Here is a 403-nt window from a genome sequence, read left to right on the forward strand (position 1 = left end):
GTGCCGGACATCGGCGGCGAGCCCATCAGCAACGCGTACGACCAGTACCCACACCTGTACTCGATATACGGCAGCGACTATCCGCGCGACGGCAAGAGCATCGGCTGGCAGGGGAAGCTGTATTCGTCCACTGAGGCCGAGCACTATGCGAAGACCGTGTTGGGCGCGCACGTCGCCGGGCTCGTGTCGTACAACCAGGCCGACTCGGCGCGGTACGCCTCCTACGAAGCCGAGGCGTTGCGCAAGGAGGGCTTCACGGTCGTCCCGGAGCAGCTGGACATTGCGTTGGCCGACTTCGATTCCGCGGCGCTGGACATGAAGAACAAGGGCGTGGACGTCGTCTTCGACACCATCGACACCGACGGGAACGCCCGGCTGTGCAAGGCGATCGAGGACGCCGGGG

General features: G+C 65.3%; 1 protein-coding gene. It reads left to right on the forward strand.

The features are described 5' to 3' along the window. Positions 1–403: ABC transporter substrate-binding protein (locus GWK61_RS55455; RefSeq protein WP_194922400.1), on the forward strand; the 403-nt coding region annotated here is incomplete at both ends.

This window comes from Catenulispora rubra (assembly GCF_015356825.1).
Classification (GTDB): domain Bacteria; phylum Actinomycetota; class Actinomycetes; order Streptomycetales; family Catenulisporaceae; genus Catenulispora; species Catenulispora rubra.